This is a genomic window from Shewanella sp. OMA3-2, assembly GCF_021513195.1.
Classification (GTDB): Bacteria; Pseudomonadota; Gammaproteobacteria; order Enterobacterales; family Shewanellaceae; genus Shewanella.
Genome location: NZ_CP090974.1, coordinates 582,509 through 605,021, shown reverse-complemented (window position 1 = coordinate 605,021; position 22,513 = coordinate 582,509). Strand labels below are relative to the sequence as shown.

At 41.5% G+C, this 22,513-nt stretch carries 13 protein-coding genes, 4 pseudogenes and 1 riboswitch; of the genes and pseudogenes, 9 read left to right on the top strand and 8 right to left on the bottom strand.

Going from position 1 to position 22,513, the window contains the following annotated elements; all coding sequences use genetic code 11:
- Positions 1–103: 103 nt before the first annotated feature.
- A complete protein-coding gene (gene ccoG, locus L0B17_RS02755; protein WP_235087414.1) occupies positions 104–1,747 on the top strand; it encodes a cytochrome c oxidase accessory protein CcoG in 1,644 nt (547 codons plus the stop codon).
- Here ccoG and L0B17_RS02750 read toward each other — a convergent pair.
- Positions 1,661–2,179 carry a malate synthase gene (locus L0B17_RS02750; protein ID WP_235087412.1) on the bottom strand — a complete coding sequence of 173 codons (519 nt, stop codon included), beginning with the start codon at positions 2,177–2,179 and terminating at the stop codon, positions 1,661–1,663. The genes ccoG and L0B17_RS02750 overlap by 87 nt on opposite strands.
- Positions 2,180–2,336: 157 nt before the next feature.
- Between L0B17_RS02750 and L0B17_RS02745 the strand changes: the two are divergent.
- Positions 2,337–3,864 (top strand): annotated as a pseudogene (locus L0B17_RS02745) (DUF3612 domain-containing protein).
- Positions 3,865–3,952: 88 nt separating this feature from the next.
- On the opposite strand, the gene L0B17_RS02740 reads toward L0B17_RS02745, so the two are convergent.
- The 4 genes from L0B17_RS02740 to L0B17_RS02725 all read right to left on the bottom strand — a co-directional run bounded on the left by L0B17_RS02740 (position 3,953) and on the right by L0B17_RS02725 (position 7,708).
- Positions 3,953–4,426, bottom strand: a complete 474-nt coding sequence (locus L0B17_RS02740; RefSeq protein ID WP_235087410.1) for a CYTH domain-containing protein — start codon at positions 4,424–4,426, stop codon at positions 3,953–3,955.
- A 529-nt stretch (positions 4,427–4,955) separates the two neighbouring features.
- Positions 4,956–6,311: a glutathione-disulfide reductase gene (gorA, locus tag L0B17_RS02735; protein WP_235087409.1), complete on the bottom strand. Its 1,356-nt coding sequence runs from the start codon at positions 6,309–6,311 to the stop codon at positions 4,956–4,958.
- Between the two features lie 78 nt (positions 6,312–6,389).
- On the bottom strand, positions 6,390–6,914 hold the full coding sequence (locus tag L0B17_RS02730) for a hypothetical protein (protein ID WP_235087407.1): 525 nt from the start codon (positions 6,912–6,914) through the stop codon (positions 6,390–6,392).
- A gap of 104 nt (positions 6,915–7,018) precedes the next feature.
- A complete protein-coding gene (locus L0B17_RS02725; RefSeq protein WP_235087406.1) occupies positions 7,019–7,708 on the bottom strand; it encodes a hypothetical protein in 690 nt (229 codons plus the stop codon).
- Between the two features lie 389 nt (positions 7,709–8,097).
- On the opposite strand from L0B17_RS02725, the pseudogene prlC reads away from it, so the two are divergent.
- Positions 8,098–10,136: pseudogene (gene prlC, locus L0B17_RS02720) on the top strand (oligopeptidase A).
- Between the two features lie 180 nt (positions 10,137–10,316).
- Positions 10,317–10,979: a flagellar brake protein gene (locus L0B17_RS02715; protein WP_235087404.1), complete on the top strand. Its 663-nt coding sequence runs from the start codon at positions 10,317–10,319 to the stop codon at positions 10,977–10,979.
- A gap of 125 nt (positions 10,980–11,104) precedes the next feature.
- Here the strand turns inward: L0B17_RS02715 and ribB are convergent, their stop codons facing one another.
- The gene (ribB, locus tag L0B17_RS02710; protein WP_235087402.1) at positions 11,105–11,761 is read right to left on the bottom strand and encodes a 3,4-dihydroxy-2-butanone-4-phosphate synthase; all 657 of its coding nucleotides are present in this window, start codon (positions 11,759–11,761) and stop codon (positions 11,105–11,107) included.
- Positions 11,762–11,854: 93 nt separating this feature from the next.
- Positions 11,855–12,048: riboswitch (FMN riboswitch) on the bottom strand.
- A gap of 148 nt (positions 12,049–12,196) precedes the next feature.
- On the opposite strand from ribB, the gene L0B17_RS02705 reads away from it, so the two are divergent.
- A complete protein-coding gene (locus tag L0B17_RS02705; protein WP_235087401.1) occupies positions 12,197–12,727 on the top strand; it encodes a thioesterase family protein in 531 nt (176 codons plus the stop codon).
- Positions 12,728–12,862: 135 nt separating this feature from the next.
- Positions 12,863–13,552 (top strand): DNA-3-methyladenine glycosylase I, encoded by a 690-nt coding sequence (locus L0B17_RS02700; protein ID WP_235087399.1) that lies wholly within the window; start codon positions 12,863–12,865, stop codon positions 13,550–13,552.
- A 15-nt stretch (positions 13,553–13,567) separates the two neighbouring features.
- Here L0B17_RS02700 and L0B17_RS02695 read toward each other — a convergent pair whose 3' ends face one another.
- Positions 13,568–14,185, bottom strand: a complete 618-nt coding sequence (locus L0B17_RS02695) for a TetR/AcrR family transcriptional regulator (protein WP_235087397.1) — start codon at positions 14,183–14,185, stop codon at positions 13,568–13,570.
- A gap of 618 nt (positions 14,186–14,803) precedes the next feature.
- On the opposite strand from L0B17_RS02695, the pseudogene L0B17_RS02690 reads away from it, so the two are divergent.
- From L0B17_RS02690 to L0B17_RS02680, 3 genes and pseudogenes are all read left to right on the top strand, one after another.
- Positions 14,804–15,951: pseudogene (locus L0B17_RS02690) on the top strand (efflux RND transporter periplasmic adaptor subunit).
- Positions 15,952–15,960: 9 nt separating this feature from the next.
- Positions 15,961–19,121, top strand: a pseudogene (locus L0B17_RS02685) (efflux RND transporter permease subunit).
- Positions 19,122–19,352: 231 nt separating this feature from the next.
- Entirely contained in the window at positions 19,353–20,015 is a 663-nt protein-coding gene (locus L0B17_RS02680; protein ID WP_235087395.1) for a 7-cyano-7-deazaguanine/7-aminomethyl-7-deazaguanine transporter, read from the top strand.
- Between the two features lie 384 nt (positions 20,016–20,399).
- Here the strand turns inward: L0B17_RS02680 and L0B17_RS02675 are convergent, their stop codons facing one another.
- Positions 20,400–22,487, bottom strand: coding sequence for a sensor histidine kinase (locus L0B17_RS02675; RefSeq protein ID WP_235089512.1), 2,088 nt, complete (start codon positions 22,485–22,487; stop codon positions 20,400–20,402).
- Positions 22,488–22,513: the final 26 nt, after the last annotated feature.

Here is a 22,513-nt window from a genome sequence, read left to right as displayed (position 1 = left end):
AAGCAAGCTAATAATTTATCATTTTAAATCAAGTGCATAACTAAAAAACATCTTGGCTTACCTATTGCTATATATCGACGTAATGTCATTTTAGGAAAACAATATGTCAGCATCAGAATTAAGTCGATTAACTTCATCCCAACGCATCCCGATTGTGAATGTCAGCTCCCCTCCCTCAGGCAAAATTCATGTGCGTGAACAATACGGTGTATATCAGCGGATCAGAAAATACAGTAATACTTTACTGATAGCCGTTTTCTTTTTATTACCCTTTATAAGCTATCAAGGCCGGCAGGCTATTTTACTTGATGTAACCCAGCAACAGTTCTTCTTTTTTAATATCACCTTATGGCCACAAGACTTTACCATTCTAGCCTGGATGTTTATGGCGGCGGCATTTGCGTTGTTTTTTGTGACCGTTTATTGGGGCAGAGTATGGTGTGGGTTTCTATGCCCTCAAACCGCTTGGACCGCTATGTTTATGTGGATAGAGGCTAAAGTTGAAGGAAATCACCATCACCGTGCCGCATTAGATAAAGCGCCATTATCTGTATCAAAAATCCGTAAACGTGTTACCAAGCACAGTTTGTGGGCCCTTACCGCATTAGTGACTGGTTGTGGTTTTATGGGTTACTTTATGCCCGCCAGAACGTTATATATCGATATTTTCACTTTATCTAGCGGTTTTTGGACTGGCGTTTGGGTATGGTTTTTTGCACTTTGTACATATATCAATGCCGGTTGGATGCGCGAAATGATGTGTTTACATTGTTGCCCATACTCGCGCTTTCAAGCCGTTATGTTTGACTCAAATACCAAAACCGTCAGCTATGATGCTGCCCGAGGCGAATCAAGAGGGCCACGAAAACGCTCGCAAAATACCGATTTAGGTGATTGTGTTGACTGTAATTTATGTGTCGATGTTTGCCCAACAGGCATAGATATTCGCAATGGTTTACAATACGAATGTATCAACTGTGGCGCCTGCGTCGATGCATGTAATCAAACGATGGAAAAATTTGGCTATTTACCGAATTTAATCAGTTTTACCAGCGAGAATGCCCTAAAGCCAACGCCACCGCTTCTGGCTCCCCAAAGTCAAATAGCTCAAAGCCATACAAACCCAAAAACCAGTATTCCAGCTAAAAAGCTATCGTTAAAAGCGCTAGGATACGCATTGGCGTTGATCATTATGTGCGCATTAATGATCGTAGACTTAGCCAATCGCAGCTTAATTCAACTTAATGTCATCCGAGACCGCCAAAGTCTCTATCGCGAAGTTGGAGAGTTTGTCGAAAATAGCTATCAGCTCAAAATTCGTAATAAAACCCAACAAGCTGTCGATTATATTATTGGTGTCGATAGCCTGTATCAGGGTTGCGTTCTCACCCTTATCACCGACAATAAAGTCCATATTCAACCAGGTGAGCAAATTGAATATCCGGTGACTTTACGCTGTAAGCTGTCAGAAAACACAACATCGATGAGTAAACAAACCATCAACTTTTATATCGCCGACCAAACAACTCCATCAAACAGAGTCAGCCAACACTCTAATTTTTTTGGCCAAGCAACTCAAGCAAGTAATGAAAAAGCCAGCGGTTTTATCCCGCTGGCTTTCAAAAATGCTTTTCTTAATCCGCTAATGTTAGCTACACGTTTAACGCAGGTGCATAGCGTAATCACTGCCATCTTTAGCGGTAAACACTTTACAACGGCCTTCGGTAGGCTTGCAGCTTGCGTGTAATAAGCTGATCCACTGTTTGTAAGGTGTAGGTAAATTCTTAATAGGCATTTCAATTTGAATATCTTCAATGTGTGCTAAATCATCTGTACCAATATCGCCTTGGCGGTCAAAACAAATTTCAATATGAGTGTCGTTATTTTTTAATACCACTGACGTTGGCTCGCTTTTATGACCCGTTAGCGCAACGAACTGGCAGGGATTTAATAAGCCACATTGTGTGCCATCTTTTAAAAATGCAAGCAAATGAGTGTAGTAAACCACATAGCTAGTCACATCTTGGTGTGAACCTGTCGCTAATGGAAATTGAGCGTCTAAAAATTCTTTCGCATTAATAGAACGGTCCAATGGGTTAGTGGTTGCCACAAATTGCTCACCAATGAAGTGGTTAAGGTTTTGGGTAGATGTTTTGCTTGCTTGAGTAGACATGTTCATAGCCTTATCCTCTTCTTTTAATCGTAGGTCACATTATTTTATTTATAATGATTCAAAGTAGTTTTTAATTTAAGCCTTGTTCACAGCTTGATTTTTAGTCTATGCTATTTTTACAAAGAATTTCACAATAAAAATTTTACAGTGTGAATTATACAAAATGAGAAATGATAAAAGCTTGATGCGAAAGACCCACTTTTTGGGCACAAAGATAAGAAATTTGCGTAAACGCAATAACTTAACCATGGAAGATTTATCTGCCCGCTGCATGCGGGTGGACGCTAACAACTCACCTTCTGTGTCATATTTATCTATGATTGAACGTGGTAAGCGTGTACCAAGTGCCGATATGTTAGCGGTTATTGCGGTGGTTTTTCAAAAAGAAGCGGGCTGGTTTCTTGATGATGTGCCAGAAGATCACGCCATTACGCCTGAAAAAGGTAATAAAGGTGGCATTAGTGGTATGCCGCTAGAGCCAAGCTTTTTATTCTCTAATGATATTTTACAAATCGCGATACCCGAAATGCTGTCGCAAACCGGACATCGGGCAGACAATTTGCCCACTTGTTGATCCGCGCGCACCAAGAACATCACCAAAACCATTTTCCTGATTTAGAGCGTGCCGCTGAAGATGTTGGTTTAAAACGCATGCCATTAATGGCCGATGACATGCTGACCATTGCCGCCAGAATGGGGCTAGTGATTAAGTGGATTGACCGCACACCGCAAGAAATTCGTGATGAAATGGGGGCCAGCTCACGTCAATTAGTGACCTCTTTTTTTGAGCCTCCCGCACAATTTACCTCAACAACACTTTAAAAAATCGCCCTCATCGTTTGAAATATGATTTAGCTGTGCATATTGGTCATTGTGTATTACACAATAAAGATGGTTTAAAGTCAGTCATGACATCAGGGCGAAAAGAAGAAGGTGATGACAACGGCATTCCACAATCAAACACCCTAAACGCCCAAGATATTTTACATGCCTGGCGTGATTTTGAATCAAGCTTTTTTGCCGGCGCATTATTATGTCCTAAGGTTCCCTTTAGGCAATTACTTGACCGTCACGGTTATGAAATTAGTGTGCACAAGCAATTACAGGTTTCTGCATCGGTCGCCATGCGCCGTATGACGGTAGTGTCACCTTATCCACATTGGCATTTCTTTGATGCTTATGCGCCTGGCAAATTAAAAGCGGTATATCGCGGTAATGGTATTCCGCTGCCGTGGGGCAATATGCGTTTAGTTGAGGATCCTTGTCAGCACTGGGCGGTGTTCAGAATGATTAATGAGCCTTCATCTGGTACTTCAGCGCAAATTTCGATTCTTAATGTCGGTAATCAACCTCGAATATATTGCTGTGAATCTATCAAGGTTGAAGACTCAGCTGGCAATCCACATGTGTTGTGTGCCGGTATTGATTTGAATCCAGCTATTGATGCCCAAGGTAAAGATTCATTGTCGATTGCTAATGACTTGAAACAAGCGTGTGCCTCCAATGGTGGCTCTGTGGTGATCCCACGGCACATCAAACAAGATCTGATCAGTGTGGCTAAAATTCTTAACATTAATTGGATTGAACGCGGCATTAAAAACGACGCCCGCTTGATTTGCTCACGCGGCGCAGTGTGCCCAAGACAGCCTAGTTGCTATGCCGCGGGCAAAAGTTTATGTGATGATAGTTAAGTCAAAATATTGCGGCAGTTAACATGCCGTTTAAATATCAATTTAAACGGCATGTTATTAGTTTAAAAAAGATGCGGCCGATAACAGCTTATACCCATTGGCTATATGGCTGCTTCATTAATGAAGAATTGTAATAACGATTATCGCCGGTCACCTCGTCACCTAACCAATCTGGTTTAATCACGATTTGCTGCTCACTTTCTAGTTCCAGCTCAGCCACTATCAGACCTTGATTCTCACCATAAAACTCATCAACCTCAAATACTTGGTTTTGATATTCAACTAAGTATCGGGTTTTATCAATTACACCTTGTTCACACAAGTTAAGTAAGTCTTGTGCTTCTGGTACGCTGATTTCTTTTTCCCACTCAAAGCGTGATAACCTGGCTTGGTTACTCATACCCTTAATGGTTAAAAAACCTTGATCACCCATTATTCTAACTCTGACAGTGCGCGATTTTTCAGAGTTTAAATACCCCTGAACAATTCTGCTCGAGCGGTGAGAAAGCGATTTAAATTGGTCATTATGCACAAGGTACTTACGTTCAATTTCGACAGTCATATGATAAGGTTCAGCTAAAGGTGATGAAGAGCATTATTGAAAGTTATCGTTTATTTGTATAGTCATTTATATCCTTACAATGCCGTTGTCACTCATTCTACCCCATTTATTCCTAACAGATTTATGTTATTAAGGTAGAAACTGGCTGCAAAAGAGTGACCATAACCAGCAATGAAACTAATGCGGCTATTGGTGTAGATGCCTTTAATTGATTGTTTATCGGCCATCCCAAACTGGGGTTACAATAAAGTTGTATTAATGCAGAAAACAGCACAATAGTGACCTAATGAATGACATTATAAAATATCGCGCTGTCTTTGAGGTTAAGGACGATAGCACTGATTTCCTGATGGTATGCTTATCTTATTTTTTGATGTTAATGATATTGAGATACATTTAGTTAAGTCAGGAATTTAACGACAAAAAAGGCAACCCACGGGTCGCCTCTTCTATTATGTACCTATCTGTTTACTGTCAGTTAAGTTAGTTATGTTTGCCACAGCACCAATATTAACACAGTAAAAAAAACCTAGCGCATGGTAACAAACTCTTCTGCACCCGTTGGGTGTATCGCAACAACTGAATCAAAATCTGCTTTGGTTGCGCCCATTTTCATTGCAACGCCAAAGCCTTGCAGAATTTCATCCATACCAAAACCGATACCGTGAATACCTACCACAACTTCATTATCACCAGCACATACTAGCTTCATTTTACAGGCTTGACGGTGCGCTGTCACAGCGGTGTACATTGAGGTAAAACCTGAGGTGTACACTTTCACTTTATCTTTACCATACTGCTCAATGGCTTCTGGTTCGGTCAGTCCCATAGTCCCAATTGGAGGATGGCTAAATACTACCGTAGGGATCACGCTGTAATCCATTTTAGCATTAGGCATTTGGCCAAATAAGCGCTCTGACAATAAACGTCCCGCTTTAACTGCGACAGGAGTCAGCTCAACGCCACCTTCCATAATATCGCCAACACAGTAAATGCCTTTAGCGGTAGTATTTTGCTGCTCATCTGTCACCACATAGCCTTTGGCATTAAGGGTAACATCAGTATTTTCAAGACCAATATTATTTGTTGCAGGTGATCGACCAATCGCCCAAATTAGCGTGTCGACTGTAATGCTATTACCGTTTTCAAGCTCTAGCGTTAAGCTAGCATCAGCATTTTTAATCACTTGCTTTGGCGTACTATTGGTATGTAAAGTTGGCCCATCGGTTGCCATTGCTTCAACAAGCGCATCCACTAAGATAGGGTCAAAGTTACGTAATGGTGCATGTTTACGCACCATTAAATGGGTTTCGCTACCCAGAGCGTGTAATACACCTGCTAACTCAACGGCAATGTAGCCAGCACCAACCACGGCAACGCGTTTTGGCTGTTCACGTAGTTCAAAGAATCCATCTGAATCAATACCGTATTCTGCACCAGGAATATCAGGAATAGTCGGTGCGCCGCCGGTAGCCACTACAATATGGTCGGCAGTGTAATGTTCGCCATTTACTTCGATAGTATTGTTATTAACAAACTTACCATAGCCGTTAAGCAGAGTGACTTTGTTGCTAGCAAAACCACGGCCGTAAGCTTCATGAATACGTCCAATATATGCTTCACGATTATCAACTAAGGTGTTCCAATCAAATTTATTCACTGTGACATCAAAACCATAATCTTTGGCATAAAGATTAATGGCTTCAGCAACGTGGGCGCCATACCACATTACTTTTTTAGGGACACAACCTACGTTTACACAGGTGCCACCCACATGTTTTGCTTCAATAATTAATACTTTTGCGCCGCGCATTGCTGCACGATTTGCTGATGCGATACCGCCACTGCCGGCACCCAAAGCAATATAGTCAAAATGTTGAGCCATGATAATCTCCGCTGCAATTGATAGGGCTATTGTAGGGAGGAAATGACTTGGATGCTAGGTAGCATTAATAAACTCGCGTTAACGTTTATACTGACATCGGTCGTGATCCCCTTGAGAGGGTCCTTTTTCTGCACATTGCAAACACTTCCACTCAGATAACCTGGCGGACAATTCTTTGTCAAAATGTTGTTGATGGCGGTTTTCTGATCGAACTTTACCTTGTAAGTAGCTAATACGGTTATTCAGCCAGCGACAACTGGGATCATCGGCCATGTTAGCCGTTGCGGATGGTTTTGTTTTTGCAGATGTTTTTATAGCACCTTTAGTAGATTTTTTGGCACTTTGTTGATACGGCGCTATTGATGCCTCATCTGCATTATATTCAAGTGCAAATGCAGGCTGGCTTATTTTAATCGGTCGACCTTCACTGTCATAAACACCGTCTTTACCAAGCTCGACTGCGGATTGATTATTAAGCTCAGTTTGTTTTGACTTAGCCTTATCAGTCAGCTGTGCCCAATCATCCCCTGCAACACTTTGATTTAGGCTTAACTGGAAAATGACTGAAAAAAGGACAAAACGAAATAGTGTAAGAGTCTTCATGCTGCATCCTTGCAAAAACAGAGGTGAATAAAAAGCGCAACCATCTAGTTGCGATTAAAGTGTAGACTACATTTTCCATAAAGGTGTAATGGCTTCTGAGCGAGTTAGAAAGCCCAATTAATATGCACACCTGCATAGGTTTGATTTAAACTCCCCGTTACACCATCAACCGACGCTTCACGCTTAATATCCTCTAATGCCTTAGTGCGGCTAATATGCATAGACAACTTCACATTGTTAGATAACGCATAACCCGCCTCCACGCCAAACTGTATATGGTTAGCGCCATCATGTTGTTCGGTCACATATTGAAAATCAAAACCTTGAAGCATATACGGTGTCACACTTAATTGTTCAGTTATATCCCATGGGCTATGTAAGCTTACTTCTACAAAATACCCAGCCGCTTCAGTGGCATAGGTGTAGCTCACGGTAGGCAATAACCAATTAACTAAGGTATAGGTGAGTGAGCTAAATAGCTCGTTATCTGAGGCGCGTTCATCACCATAAAATTCTAATCGTTGATAACCTATAGTCGCCTCAAGTTGTGCATGTAAATGAAGGGTATATTCAACACCAAAGTTCCACTCAATATAATGTGTTTGATCACCACGTCCCAATGCAGCAAAAACGACTAAATCATCTTGATGAACACTTGCTACGCCCCAGGCAATACCGCCTTTATTAAGGTTATTACGCCCCTCAGAGATGTACTCGCTATCCCAAGCCATATCTAGTGTAAACTCAGATGCTGACAGCTCTGATACGGATGAAGATATCAGGATACCTGCCAAGGTGAATCCCATAACCACAGTTCGAAAAAGACCAACTTGACTTAAGATATAGGGGCTGATGATTGCAGAAACAGAAGGTAACTTTACCATAGTGATCATGTACTCATGGAAACAGAAATTAACAATTTTAGTGATACTAACCAATAGCCGTGTAAAAGGTAATGATAACTAGTTGCATTTGCTATCTGGCTGTCAATACTTGCAGTGTAAATACTATGTAAATGCAAATCGAGAGCTAAATCACTTTTTTAAGTTCGTTTCTAGCGTAGACACGTCTGCAACAAACCAATTAGGCATACCTTCTCTCTGTCAGCTCGACCTATTTGACTTGAAATTCCACTCTGTCGCCCTCATAAAGATCACATACGCCTATTCTTCGAGGAAACATGATGAGCAACCCATTGCTAAGTGGCACAGAATTACCCCTTTTTTCACAGATAAAAACCGAACACATTAAACCCGCTGTGGAACAAGCAATCGAAAATTGCCGCAACAGTATTGACGAACTCCTCGCCAAGAACAGCCTATACACTTGGGACAACCTCATCGCACCACTCGAAGAAGTTGATGATGCGCTCAGTAAGATCTGGTCACCTGTTTCTCATATGAACTCAGTTCTCAGTAATGATGAATGGCGTGAAGCACACGATGACTGCTTGCCGTTACTATCAGACTACGGCACCTATGTTGGCCAACACCAAGGTTTGTATCAGGCGTATAAATCGATTCACCAATCAGCCGATTTTGCCCAATTAACTCAGGCACAAAAAATGGTAATTGAACAAAGTCTGCGTGACTTTGAATTATCAGGTATTGGTTTAAGTGATACTGATAAAGCCCGTTATGGTGACATAGTGAAACGCCTGTCTGAACTCACCAGCAATTTTTCCAACCAATTACTCGATGCAACTCAGGCATGGACCAAATTAATCACTGACGAATCAGCGTTAATTGGTTTACCTGAATCCGCTATCGCAGCAGCAAAAGCGATGGCTCAAGAAAATGGGCAAACAGGCTGGCTATTCACCTTAGATTTTCCATCATACTTACCGGTTATGACCTATAGCGAAAACCGTGAGTTACGTGAAGAGTGCTACCGTGCATTTGTGACTCGCGCATCGGACCAAGGCCCAAATGCGGGTGAGTTTGATAACAGTAACAACATGAATGAGATCATCGCACTACGCCATGAAATCGCTAATTTACTCGGCTTTAAAAGTTATGCTGATGAGTCTTTAGCCACCAAAATGGCAGAAACCCCTGAGCAAGTACTGGGCTTTTTAAATGAATTAGGTGAACGCTCAAAAGATCAAGCAGCCAATGAGTTGGCTGAACTGCGAGCTTTTGCCAAAGCACATTATGATGTCACTGAAATGGCCTCGTGGGATTTAAGCTTTTACGCCGAAAAATTGCAACAACATAAGTATGAAGTGTCTCAAGAAGTATTACGTCCATACTTTCCTGAAAACAAAGCGTTATCAGGGCTTTTCTTTACGGTAAACAAGCTATTTGGTTTAACCATTAAAGAAGAAAAACAATTTGATACCTGGCACAAAGATGTGCGTTTTTTCCATATTTTTGATGCTGAAAACATTCATCGTGGTAGCTTCTACCTCGACTTATATGCTCGCACGGGTAAACGAGGCGGAGCGTGGATGGACGACTGCCGAGGTCGTAGAATTACTTCAACAGGTTTGCAAAAGCCAGTTGCTTACTTAACCTGTAACTTTAATGGCCCAGTAAATGGCAAACCAGCCTTATTTACCCATGATGAAGTGATCACTTTATTCCATGAGTTTGGTCACGGTATTCACCATATGCTAACCAAGGTAGATGTTGGCGGGGTATCGGGTATTAATGGTGTACCATGGGATGCGGTTGAATTACCTAGCCAATTTTTAGAAAACTGGTGCTGGCAAGAAGAAGCATTAGCGGAGATTTCAGGTCATTTTGAAACTGGAGAGCCGCTACCTAAAGCTTTACTGGATAAAATGTTAGCCGCAAAGAACTTCCAATCGGGGATGATGATGTTACGTCAGCTAGAGTTCTCGTTATTCGACTTTAGAATGCACCATGAGTTCGACCCTGCTAAAGGTGCCGATATTCAAGGTATTTTAGATGAAGTTCGCAGTAAAATAGCAGTATTAACCCCCCTAGCTTTAACCGTTTCCAGCATGGTTTTGCCCATATTTTTGCCGGTGGCTATGCAGCGGGTTATTACAGTTATAAGTGGGCTGAAGTATTGTCTGCAGATGCGTTTTCTCGTTTTGAAGAAGAAGGCATTTTCAACCCAGAAACAGGCAAAAGCTTTTTACACAACATACTTGAAATGGGCGGCAGTGAAGAACCTATGGAGCTATTTAAACGTTTTATGGGACGCGAACCGAATACAGATGCACTGTTAAGACACTGCGGTATTGCTGCTTAACAATATGTAATAATCAACAAAAAGCGCTGTTAAAGCGCTTTTTTGTTGATACAAGATTAACAGCCTATAAATGATAGCGATTTATCAACTATTGGCATAAAAAGCATTGCCTTATAGAGGCTATCGCAATACATTAACCAGTCCTTATTCATTGCGATAATTCACAAACGGACTTGAACGTTGACTGCCAATATACAGCCTATCTACTTTGATTTAAAACCAGGAAAAATCGTCGACTTACAAATTGACCATCCTGTTAAGCTACGTATTAAAGCCACGTTAGCTGGGTATGACTTGGGCCAATATATTATCTTAAAACACCCAGCACCGCAGAATATGAGTAACTATAGTGATGTGTTGGCTGAAGGAAATGTGGTTGTCGTTCGTTATTTATTAGAAGGTCAGCAAGGAGAATGTTACGCTTTTAAAGCTACCATTCGAAATATCACTAAAATTCCTGAAAAATTCATATTTTTGACCTATCCAGAAAAAATAGAAAACAGACAGCTGCGCACTCACCAACGTTATATCACGCATTTACCTGCCTCTATTATTGCTAGATATGATCAAGGCGTTAAAAAAACGGCCCAATTAAAGGGAATTATTTCTGATATTTCCGCTAAAGGTTGTGGCTTTGCTTTTAAAACAGATAACCCTAAAGTGAAAGTAAATCAAAAAGATATTTTTGTCGTTTTGCGCTCACCCAGTGATATTGAAATTACCATTCCAGCTAGAGTGTGCAATAGTCGTTTTGACAATGGCAAAGTGAATGTCGGTGTGCAATTTAAAGAAGATGATGAACAGGTCAAAAAACTATTAAATCAACTCTTTATCGAATTGTAATCGACATAACCTCAGTGACTCACTCAGACTCTATTAAAGCGCAAGCTACATAACAATAAAAAAGGCGCATCAGCGCCTGTTTTGAGTTATCGAATTTCAAATACGATTAAGCCTGCTCAAAGCAACTAGGCTAATTTTAAGTCATACTTTAATCGATACATTACCATGTCTTCTATCGTTAAAACTGGCATATTATGTTTTAAACCGAAAGCGACAATTTCTGCTGTTTTAGCCATAGTGCCATCTTCATTGGTCAGTTCACACAACACCCCAGCAGGCGCTAAACCTGACATTTGCATCAAATCAACCGTGCCTTCAGTATGGCCACGACGAGACATGACCCCACCAGCACGGGCGCGTAATGGAAACACATGTCCAGGTCTTGCTAAGTCGCTGGCTTTAGCATTTATTGCTGTTGCCGTTTTTACTGTAGTAACACGATCTGCCGCAGAAACGCCGGTGGTCACGCCCACTTTGGCTTCAATCGATACCGTAAATGCCGTTTGATTAGCACTGTTGTTATCCATCACCATGGGTGGCAACTCAAGCTTGTTAGCTTGCTCATCGGTTAAACATAAGCACACTATGCCACTGCATTCACGGATCATTAATGCCATTTGCGCTGTGGTCAGATGCTGCGCTGAATAGATAATATCACCTTCGTTTTCACGGTCTTCATCATCAAGCAATAACACACCTTGGCCTTGCTGTAAGGCTATAATGGCTTTTTCAACGCGTTCGATTGGATCACCAAAAGGTGCAAGTAAAGATAACTGATTCATGGTTTACTCCTAAAAAATACCAGAATCAGGGCTTTGAAGAGGGTTTTTACGCCAAATAGAATTGCATCAGCCGACAGAGTCTACTGATGGTGTTGCTATTCTCTCTCATCCGGACTTTAACCGTCGGCTCTGGAATATTAGTGATTACTATATGAGTAATAGACTAAGTCACCAAATCTGCTGACCTCGACGAATCGAGCGCTCGCGGGCTTTATGCTTATGCCATAAAAAATGGCCTCAAGTATTTTACCGCCGGTGGGGAATTTCGCCCCGCCCTGAGAATTAATGCTGAAAATTCAGCAGCACTATAGTAATGTCCACGCCATATAAGTTCAATCAACTCAGTGCATAAACACAGGTTAAAATCGCAAAAACTTGCTTGCTAGCTGGTATGACCTCTGCTAGCCTGTTGCGCTCACAAAGGAGTGGTTGTAAATGAATCTGTATTTTCGATTAGTGTGGTTGTTCATGTGGCGTATTCGCCATTGTCCTGGTATTGGTTTTTTAGGTACCAGCAGAATTAGTTATCGAGTGTTGCCGTTTGATTGCGATGTAAACTTGCATCTCACTAACTCGCGCTACCCTGCATTTATGGACTTAGCACGTACCTATATGATCGCCGACATGGGGTTAATGAAAAAGTTTTTAAAGATGAAGTGGATGCCGATTGTTAACGCGTCTGAATTTACCTATATCCGTGATATTAAACCATTTGAAAAGTTTGACGTTGAAACTAAAGTGGTTGGCTGGGATGAAAAATATTTTTATATTGAGCAACGTTTTGTTACCGCACGCGGCTTGCATTGTATTGTACATGTGCGCGGTGTATTTATCTGCAAAGGCAAACAAGTGCCAATTAACACCTTAGTCTTTGAAGCAGGCTATGAAGGTGCTGCACCTGAGTTACCGCCCGAAGTGGTAAAGTGGAAGCAGTTTTTACAGCTTAAAAAAGAAAGAAATATTTAACAGCCAATGTTAATCTAAATCACCACAGCCATCGTATAGATGGCTGTTTTGTTTGTGTTATACGGCTATTTAAACCTGTTAATTTAACACACGACTCAAACGCTAAATGACATTAATACTCTTGAGGATAATACTGTGGCTAAGTTAGAAAAATTTGCTGACATCATGTCACGAGCCTGTGAACGCAAAGGCGGAATAGCGGCAGTTGAAGCACTACTGCCAGAGACATTATCAAGCAAGGAAATAGTTCAGTATAGCGATGCCCAGTTATTATCGGCTATGTCTAAGCGGGTATTTCAAAGTGGCTTTGTATGGCGTGTCGTTGAAAACAAATGGCCCGCTTATGAAAAAGCCTTCTTTGATTTTGAACCACAAAAAGTGCTGATGTTATCACCTGAGCAAATTCAGCAACGTGCGACAGATGCAACATTAATACGCCATCAAAAGAAAACCCAAGCGATTGTGGACAATGCCTATATGGTGCAATCATTATCCGCTAAACACGGTAGCTTTGCCGAACTTATCGCCCACTGGCCAAACGAAGATATTATCGGCTTATGGCAGTTGCTGAAAAAACAAGGCACCCGTTTAGGCGGTAATACTGGCGCCTACTTTCTACGATCGATTGGCAAAGAGACTTTTATATTATCCAACGATGTACAAGGGTATTTAAAAGCTAAAAACGTTGTCGATGCCGGATTTACTTCACAAACAGGCCTTAAACAAACTCAAGCAGCGTTCAATACTTGGCAGCAAGAATCAGGACTAACATTAGCTGAAATAAGCCGAATTATTTCACTCGGCGTCGGTGATAACTATGTGTAGAAGTGATAGCGGATATTAAGCTGTAACTTGATAACGGCTTAAAAATATTTGTGCGGTTTCACTTGCTAAGTGCTGACGTTCTTCAGTAGTAAGTAGGGGTTGATAGCCCAATAATTGTGGCCAAAAACAATGTCCTTTTATTAAGTGCATTAACTGTTCATTGGCAAAATTAGCGTCGGTTAATGATAGCTTATTATCACTTATGGCCGCTTTTATCCAACGTATCAGGGCCGTTTCTTGCTGTTTCATTTTTTCAATTTCTCGAGCCATTTCATCATTGTTATAAAACAGATGACCAATTGCTACCCGCGCTAAATCAATATGTTCCTGTGAATTAATAAACTCAATTTCGGTGAGAATAATGGCAGAGAACTGGCTTTTCAACGCAATACCAGACTGATAGCGGCCTTGATTTTTGGTCATGGCTTCTTGCCATAACTCGCTGATCAAATGCATGACTAAAGCTTCTTTAGTCGCAAAATGATTATACACTGTGCGCTTAGATACTTGCGCCTCTTCAGCTAACTTATCCATACTAGTCGCTGCAACACCTATTACTTTAAAGGTACGCTTTGCAGCTTCGATAATGGCATGTCGTTTTAGCTGACTGCGACTTTTATTTTCAATGTCCATGGCGTTTCATATTCACAAAGTTAATGGAAGTTATTTTACACTGACCAGTTTACTTTTCAACTGTACCACAATAAACTACACCGCGATAAACTACACCGTATAGTTTACTTTTTTTAATTGGGTAATGAAATTATTGATAATGGCTAGACCTGCAATGTTAAACATAACAGCAGTTATTTGAGTACAGCGGTACTTAAACGCATAGCGCGTAGTGGTAAAACGCTGTAGAACCAAAGCAACAAGCGGCCGTTATAGAAAAATATACTCAATTAAGCAAAAGAGCTAACAGACAAAAATCATTTATAGTGAAATACTACAATAACTGTCAGCAAGGTAAGCTAAATTTACTCGTGTAACGGCACTATGCTGCAGTTAAGTTAACCACACTGAATAAACACTTTTAGTTAAATTATCCATTAAGAGATTATTTTACTCAAAGTTGTTAACAAATTAGTATCAATCAAGCGGATTAACGTATTTATTTACAATTTAACCCATTGGTTTTGCGGATCTTGCTATGAGCAATGTTAATCGCGTAGCAGAATATACAGTTAGAATTGAAATAGCCTTTTCACACAGTAACCTACTAGTGTGAGAACATTAAGAGTAGGAGCTCTCATGCACAAAGCATTGAAAATTGCCGCAGTTATTACTGCGACGTTATGGCTAACAGCCTGTGGCAAACAAGACGAAGGAGCACAAGCTCAGCAAGAGCATCCGCCTACTCCAGTGGGCGTAATGATCGTCACAACCCAATCACAGTCTATTCAAGTAGAACTACCGGTCGTAGCAAATCTTTTTTAGAAGCTGAAGTTCGCCCACAAGTGTCTGGTATTATAACTGAGCGTGGATTTATTGAAGGCAAGGAGGTCACAAAAGGCCAGTCTCTGTATCAAATTGATTCAGCTATCTATAAAGCGGCTTTAGTCAGTGCAGAAGCTGATTTATCCCGTGCAAATGCAAGCTTGGAATCTGCTAAGGCTAAAGCAGCTCGCTATCAAACATTGGTTAAAACCAATGCCGTTAGCGCACAAGATTTTGATGAAGCCAAAGCGGCTTATAAAGAAGCGTTAGCGTCAGTCACTGTGGCACAAGCCAATATCAACACTGCGAAAATAAACCTTGAATATACTGAAGTAAAAGCGCCGATTGCTGGGCGCATTGGTAAATCATCGGTAACAGCAGGCGCTTTAGTTACCGCTAACCAAGGCGGTACTTTGGCGACAATTCAACAATTAGACCCTATCAATGTTGATATCGCTCAATCTAGTACCCAGTTATTACGCCTTAAAAGCAAACTAAAAGCAGGTAAATTACTTAAGAGTGACAATGCTACTGTTACGCTAATTTTAGAAGACGGTACCACCTATGATCAGCAAGGTACTATGCAGTTTACCGAAGTCAGTGTTGATGAAACGACGGGCTCTGTGACATTGCGTGCAGAGTTCCCTAACCCTGATGGTGTGCTATTGCCAGGCATGTATGTACGTGCACGTTTAGATACGGGCACTGATCCACAAGCAATTTTAGTGCCCCAAAGGGCTATTACTCGCAATACCAAAGGTCAGGCGATAGCGATGATTGTTAATCAAGATAACAATGTCGAAGTGCGTATTGTCACGACCGCTGAAGTGATTGATAACCAATGGCGCATTATTGATGGCCTGCAAGCTGGCGACAAATTAATTGTAGAAGGCTTACAAAAAATTCGCCCAGGTGCTGCGGTATCACCACAAGTATTAACTGAAGACACTCCACAAAAATAGGATATTATTATGGCTCGCTTTTTTATCGATCGGCCAATTTTTGCTTGGGTGATCTCAATTCTGATTATGTTAGCTGGGATATTGGCCATTAAAGGTCTCCCCATTGCACAATACCCTAGTATTGCACCGCCAACGGTGGTAATTACTGCGTTTTACCCTGGTGCCTCGGCTAAAACCATGGAAGATACCGTGACTCAAGTTATTGAGCAGCGCATGACGGGTATTGACCATTTACGCTATATTTCGTCTAGCAGTGATAGTTTTGGTAACGCTACCGTCACCTTAACGTTTAACGCCGAAGCAGATGCAGATATCGCTCAAGTTCAAGTGCAGAATAAATTGCAGGCGGCAATGACTTTATTGCCTCAAGAAGTGCAATCTCAAGGGGTAAACGTTAATAAATCCAGCGCGGGTTTCTTAATGGTAGTTGCATTTGTGTCTGAAGATGGCTCGTTGGCTAAGACCGATATTTCAGATTACGTAGCAGCCAATATTCAAGATCCTATGAGCCGTGTTCCGGCGTGGGTGAACTGGAGTTATTTGGTGCACAGTACGCGATGCGCATCTGGCTTGAACCGCTAAAGCTAACCCAATACAATTTAACCAGTATTGACGTAATGGCGGCAATTAGAGAGCAAAACGCTCAAATATCAGCGGGCCAATTAGGCGGTTCTCCTGCCATGCCCGGTCAGGAGTTAAACGCCACAGTTACCGCACAAAGCCGTTTACAAACCCCAGAACAATTTAAACGTATTATTCTAAAATCAGATTCTTCTGGCGCCAATGTCTATCTTGAAGATGTGGCCCGTGTTGAGCTGGGTGCCGAAAGCTATGCGGTTGAATCTTTCTATAATGGTAAACCTGCATCTGGCTTAGCTTTTAAATTGGCTACAGGCGCTAACGCACTGGATACCGCGAATAATATCCGTGATCGTTTAAATGACTTAAAAACCTATTTTCCTGAAGGGTTAGAAATTTACTACCCTTACGACACTACGCCATTTGTTGAGAAATCAATTGAAGGTGTAGTTCATACGTTAATCGAAGCCATCGTATTAGTGTTCTTGATCATGTATCTGTTCTTACAGAACTTCAGAGCAACCCTGATCCCAACCATTGCGGTACCTGTAGTATTACTTGGTACATTCGCTATTTTGTCAGCTACAGGGTTCTCTATTAACACCCTGACGATGTTCGCCATGGTACTGGCAATTGGTCTTCTCGTTGATGATGCCATTGTGGTAGTCGAAAACGTTGAGCGATTAATGTCTGAAGAAGGCTTAAGCCCTCTAGAAGCAACCCGTAAGTCGATGGATCAAATCACTGGTGCACTTGTTGGTATTGGTTTAACTCTTTCGGCGGTATTTGTACCTATGGCGTTTATGTCAGGGTCTACCAGGGTAATTTATCGTCAGTTCTCAATCACTATTGTGTCAGCTATGGCCTTATCTGTATTGGTGGCATTAATTTTAACACCTGCATTATGTGCAACCATGTTAAAGCCACTGCCTAAAGGTCATACCCATATTAATACCGGCTTCTTTGGTTGGTTTAACCGTATGTTTGACCGCATGACCTCACGCTATGAAGCCAGTGTTGCCAAAATTCTTAAGCGCAGCTTCCGTATGATGGGCATTTATATTGTGCTTGTAATAGCCACAGCGTGGATCTTCTTACGTATGCCAACGGCATTCTTACCGGATGAAGATCAAGGTATTTTATTTACTCAAGCTATTTTACCAACCAACTCAACCCAAGAAAGCACCGTAAAAGTATTAGAAAAAGTCAACGATTTCTTCTTCACCCAAGAAGGTGATACGGTTAAATCTGTATTCAGTGTTGCGGGCTTCAGCTTTGCGGGTATGGGCCAAAACATGGGTATGTCGTTTGTTGGCTTAAAAGATTGGTCTGAACGAGAAGCGCCTGGCCAGGATGTACAGTCTATAGCAGGTCGTGCAATGGGCAGCTTTATGCAAATAAAAGAAGCTATGGTATTTGCCTTTGTTCCTCCAGCAGTGATTGAACTGGGAACCGCCAATGGTTTCGATTTATACCTGCAAGATAGAAACGGTAAAGGCCATGATGCACTAATTGAGGCACGTAATCAGTTATTGGCTATGGCGGCACAAAATCCAAACTTGGTAGGCGTTCGTCCTAATGGCCAGGAAGATGCCCCAATTTACGAAATCCATATCGACCACGCTAAAGTGCGTGCGCTAGGTGTTGATATCAATAGTGCCAATAGCGTACTGGCTACAGCATGGGGTGGCTCATATGTGAATGACTTTATTGACCGCGGCCGAGTTAAAAAAGTCTACGTGCAAGGTGAAGCTAAATATCGTATGAAACCGAGTGATTTAGACACATGGTACGTGCGTAACGTTGGAGGTGAAATGGTGCCGTTTTCGGCCTTCGCAACAGGTACTTGGAGCTTTGGTTCACCACAGTTACAACGATTTGGTGGTTTACCTGCTGTTAATATTCAAGGTTCGACCATGCCGGGTTACAGTACCGGTGATGCTATGGTCGCTATTGAGAAAATGGTCGAACAGTTACCACCTGGGTTTGGCGTTGAATGGAGCGGTCTGTCCTATGAAGAACGCTTATCGGGCAACCAAGCACCTGCGTTATATGCCTTGTCCATTTTAGTGGTCTTCTTGGTGCTTGCTGCACTCTATGAGAGTTGGTCGGTGCCATTTGCCGTCGTATTAGTTGTACCTTTAGGTGTTATTGGTGCATTACTCGCTATGAATGGCCGCGGCTTATCTAATGACGTATTCTTCCAAGTAGGTCTATTAACAACCGTGGGGCTGGCAACTAAAAATGCCATCTTAATCGTCGAATTTGCTAAAGAATTCTACGACAAAGGCGCTGGACTAATCGAAGCAACATTGCATGCTGTTCGTGTGCGTTTACGTCCAATTCTAATGACATCATTAGCATTCGGTTTCGGTGTTGTACCATTAGCAATAAGTACAGGTGTAGGTTCTGGTAGTAAAAATGCTATTGGTACAGGTGTACTAGGCGGCATGATGAGCTCGACTTTCTTAGGTATTTTCTTAATTCCACTGTTCTTTGTAGTAGTTGAAAGAATTTTCAGTAAGAAAAAAAGCCAAGCTGAAACAACCACTATAGATCCTGCTGCAACAAGCAGTAAGCCTGACGCTTAACCCCGTTAGAGATTGAACAATAAATAGCCCAGCTTAAGCTGGGCTTTTTTATACTGTGGTGGTATTATCCTGCCCCCTTGCTAGCAGCTGCTATCCATAACATTGTGATAGTGAACACTGGGCAAGATATAATCATAATAAATTTCTGTACACGTTTTGGGACTGAACACCCAGAACCAATAAAATTGCGGGTTCCCTCACCCCGCCTAATCTCAATAAAAAGGCCACAAGATGTTAACACTTACCCCGACGCAGACGCGTCGTGCGCTGCTATTTTTAGTCAGCTTTCATATACTGATAATTTGCGCCAGCAATTACCTAGTGCAATTGCCGTTTCAAGTATTCGGCTATCACACTACTTGGGGGGCATTTAGCTTTCCTTTTGTGTACTTAGCAACGGATCTCACCGTGCGTATATTTGGCCAGCAAGCTGCCAGACAAATCATTTTCAAAGCCATGTTTCCTGCTTTAATTGTGTCATATTTAATTGGCGTGCTATTTCATCAAGGCCAACTTCAACAGTTTGACGCCTTACTCGAAGCCAATACCTTTGTATTTCGCATCGCCTTTGCAAGCTTCATTGCTTATCTTATTGGCCAATTAATGGATATCACTGTATTTGCTCAGCTAAGAAAAGCACGTGCATGGTGGATAGCGCCAGCGGCGTCAACCTTAATAGGTAACCTAGTCGATACCTTAGTCTTTTTCAGTGTGGCATTTTATGCCTCTACCGATACTTTTATGGCACAACACTGGCCAGAAATTGCGACTATTGATTATGGTTTTAAATTGATTGTGAGTTTGGGATTATTTTTACCGGCTTACGGAGTGCTACTGCGGGTGTTGCAAGATAGATTATTAAGCACACACCAGCATTCAAGACGTATTTTATAACCCTGTTGTGATAATAAAATAATAAGCGTGATGATGTCGGCTATCACGCTTTTCTATTGTCTTGAAGTACGTCAATGAAGTGTAAAGAGTCAAAAAAGAGTTTATTTAACTTGCAAGCGATAATGAGAATGATTATTATTTATTTGCGTTCCAAAACTCAGTTACGATGTTAAAGATTCATCACCTTTATTATTACGCTGAGTTCGCAAGCACGACATTGCTCACACTCTTTGTGGCCGGATTAATCATCCGGCTTTTTTTTGTCTAAAATTTAGCAACAGACACATTTACACGACAACCTTAGTTTGTAATTAACAACTGCATGCCATGCTGTTAATCATCAAGCTTCATTTAGCCACCGGTGACTCACATTAGTTTTATCGCTTAGTTAAACTGCAACCCCTCATAAGGATTATTGGGCTGTTCATCTTTAGCTCTATGATAAAGACCAATAATAAATACTGTGCCCTTACCTTCGGTAGACTTCACTTCAATCGTACCGCCTAAGCGCTTTATAATTCCGTAACTGAGTGATAACCCTAAGCCAGTGCCGTCTTTACGGGTGGTATAAAAAGGGTCGAAAATGCGGCTTAGTTGTTCTGGGTTTATGCCTATGCCCTCATCTTCAACTTCAATTTTAATCCCAATAGGCTCATCAGCTTGCAGCCAATCTTGGCTTCTAATCCAAATTTTGCCCTTAGTAGTATCATTTCTTGCCTCAATAGCATGGGCGGCATTAACGACCAAGTTTATAAGTACTTGTTGTAACTGCGGCCGATTTACCTCAACTGGGCAGCTGGCATTAAGCTCTTTGATTAGTACAACCTCTTGCTTTTGTATTGAGTGACGCACTAATACTAAAACTTCTTCAACCATGGGCGTCATTTGATGCATTTCGATGGGAGCATTGAATTCACCAGGGCGGCTATATTGCAACAAGCTGCGGATAATAGTGCTTATACGCCCCACTTGCTGGATAACGAGATCAATCTCTTCAGCTACTTGCTCAGCTTGATCGCCTAATTCATACTTTAATAATTCCATATTGCCTAAAATCACCGCTGTAGGGTTATTAATTTCATGGGCAATACCCGCAGTTAACTCACCTAATGCCGTTAATTTCTCATTAGTGACCAACTGCTGACGAGTTTCATTCAGTAATTCGACATTACGTTGTAATTCTTCTGTTTTGTCTTGCAGGCTTTTGGTGCGTTGCTCCACTTTCAATTCGAGTTGCTCTGCCGCCGCTTGAATCTGTAAATTTCGCCTTTGTAGCAAGTCCAGCATGCTGTCGAACTGCTCGGCTAAATTAGCCAATTCATTATCGCGATCTAAACCTAGCTCACCTATGCGCACATTTCGACCTGATTGCACCGCCTTAACCACCTGATGAATGCGCTCGATAGGTTTTAATAAACTGTAAGCACCACGATAAACCAGTAAGCCTGAACCCAATAACACCAGCATTAAAATACTGCCTAACTCGATAATATTCAGCAGATAATTCTTAATAAAAGGCCCTTCAGAAAAGCCTGTGTATATCATACCCACTCGCTTGCCATAGATATCAAGCAACGGAGAGTAAGCGGAAATGTACCAGTCATTAAACACAAACGCCCTATCAACCCAAGTTTGTCCATCCACGAGTACTTTTTGCTTCACGTCTTCTGACACTAAGGTACCTAGCGCGCGATTTTGTTCAGAATATTGTGATAATGTGCCATCGATTGGTACGTTGGTGCTGACTCGAATATTGTCTAAAAAAATGGTTACAGTGCCGATTGAGAGTGTGGGCAAAGTCCCTTTGTCATAAACAAGATTGCGAATGTAATCGACTATCATAGTATCTTTATTGAATAAATTTCCCCCATCAAGATACCAGTGCACTGAAGCGTCTGAATTTATTATCGGTAATATACTTCGACTAACTAAACCTCGGGGCTCTTGCTGTTGACTCGGCGCTAATGCTCTTTGAGTGGTTTTAAGATCAATCGTGGCATATTGTGCCAACTGTGGATTTATCTGCTTTAAACTCTCAGGATTGAGTACCATGAGGCCTGAAGCAGGAGATCTAGGGGTTTGACGCAATAATGTACTTAAATCAGCATCGCTTTCGGCTTGTTCTACACTGATAATCCGTAAAAAATCTAAGTTCAATTGTTGCTTAGTTTGCGTTAATACTGCCGCGATAGTCTGTTGAGCATGTTGATTATTGTTATCTTGCTGCAGCTGACTCAATGCGGTTTGAAACCCCCATGAATTAGCCACGTGAACCAGTTGTTGCTCTTGACGGATTTGAACTTGCTGCAGGGTATTTTCAGCAACGGTTAAATCCGCTTTAACCTTCATAAATAACTGTTGACTGGTATAGCTAATATTCCAATAAATAGTAATAAACACTAAGCTGATTAATGTCATTAAGATCGGCAATAGAGTTAGAATTAATAGTCGATAACGCACCTTAGCCTGCATTTGTTGCCAACTGATATGGAATATTC

Bases quoted from the DNA above. Each gene is read 5' to 3' on its own strand.
- ccoG (WP_235087414.1), top strand. From the start codon at position 104: ATGTCAGCATCAGAATTAAGTCGATTAACTTCATCCCAACGCATCCCG.
- L0B17_RS02750 (WP_235087412.1), bottom strand. From the start codon at position 2,179: ATGAACATGTCTACTCAAGCAAGCAAAACATCTACCCAAAACCTTAAC.
- L0B17_RS02740 (WP_235087410.1), bottom strand. From the start codon at position 4,426: ATGACTGTCGAAATTGAACGTAAGTACCTTGTGCATAATGACCAATTT.
- gorA (WP_235087409.1), bottom strand. From the start codon at position 6,311: ATGGCTCAACATTTTGACTATATTGCTTTGGGTGCCGGCAGTGGCGGT.
- L0B17_RS02730 (WP_235087407.1), bottom strand. From the start codon at position 6,914: ATGAAGACTCTTACACTATTTCGTTTTGTCCTTTTTTCAGTCATTTTC.
- ribB (WP_235087402.1), bottom strand. From the start codon at position 11,761: ATGAATCAGTTATCTTTACTTGCACCTTTTGGTGATCCAATCGAACGC.
- L0B17_RS02705 (WP_235087401.1), top strand. From the start codon at position 12,197: ATGAATCTGTATTTTCGATTAGTGTGGTTGTTCATGTGGCGTATTCGC.
- L0B17_RS02695 (WP_235087397.1), bottom strand. From the start codon at position 14,185: ATGGACATTGAAAATAAAAGTCGCAGTCAGCTAAAACGACATGCCATT.
- L0B17_RS02680 (WP_235087395.1), top strand. From the start codon at position 19,353: ATGTTAACACTTACCCCGACGCAGACGCGTCGTGCGCTGCTATTTTTA.
- L0B17_RS02675 (WP_235089512.1), bottom strand. From the start codon at position 22,487: ATGCAGGCTAAGGTGCGTTATCGACTATTAATTCTAACTCTATTGCCG.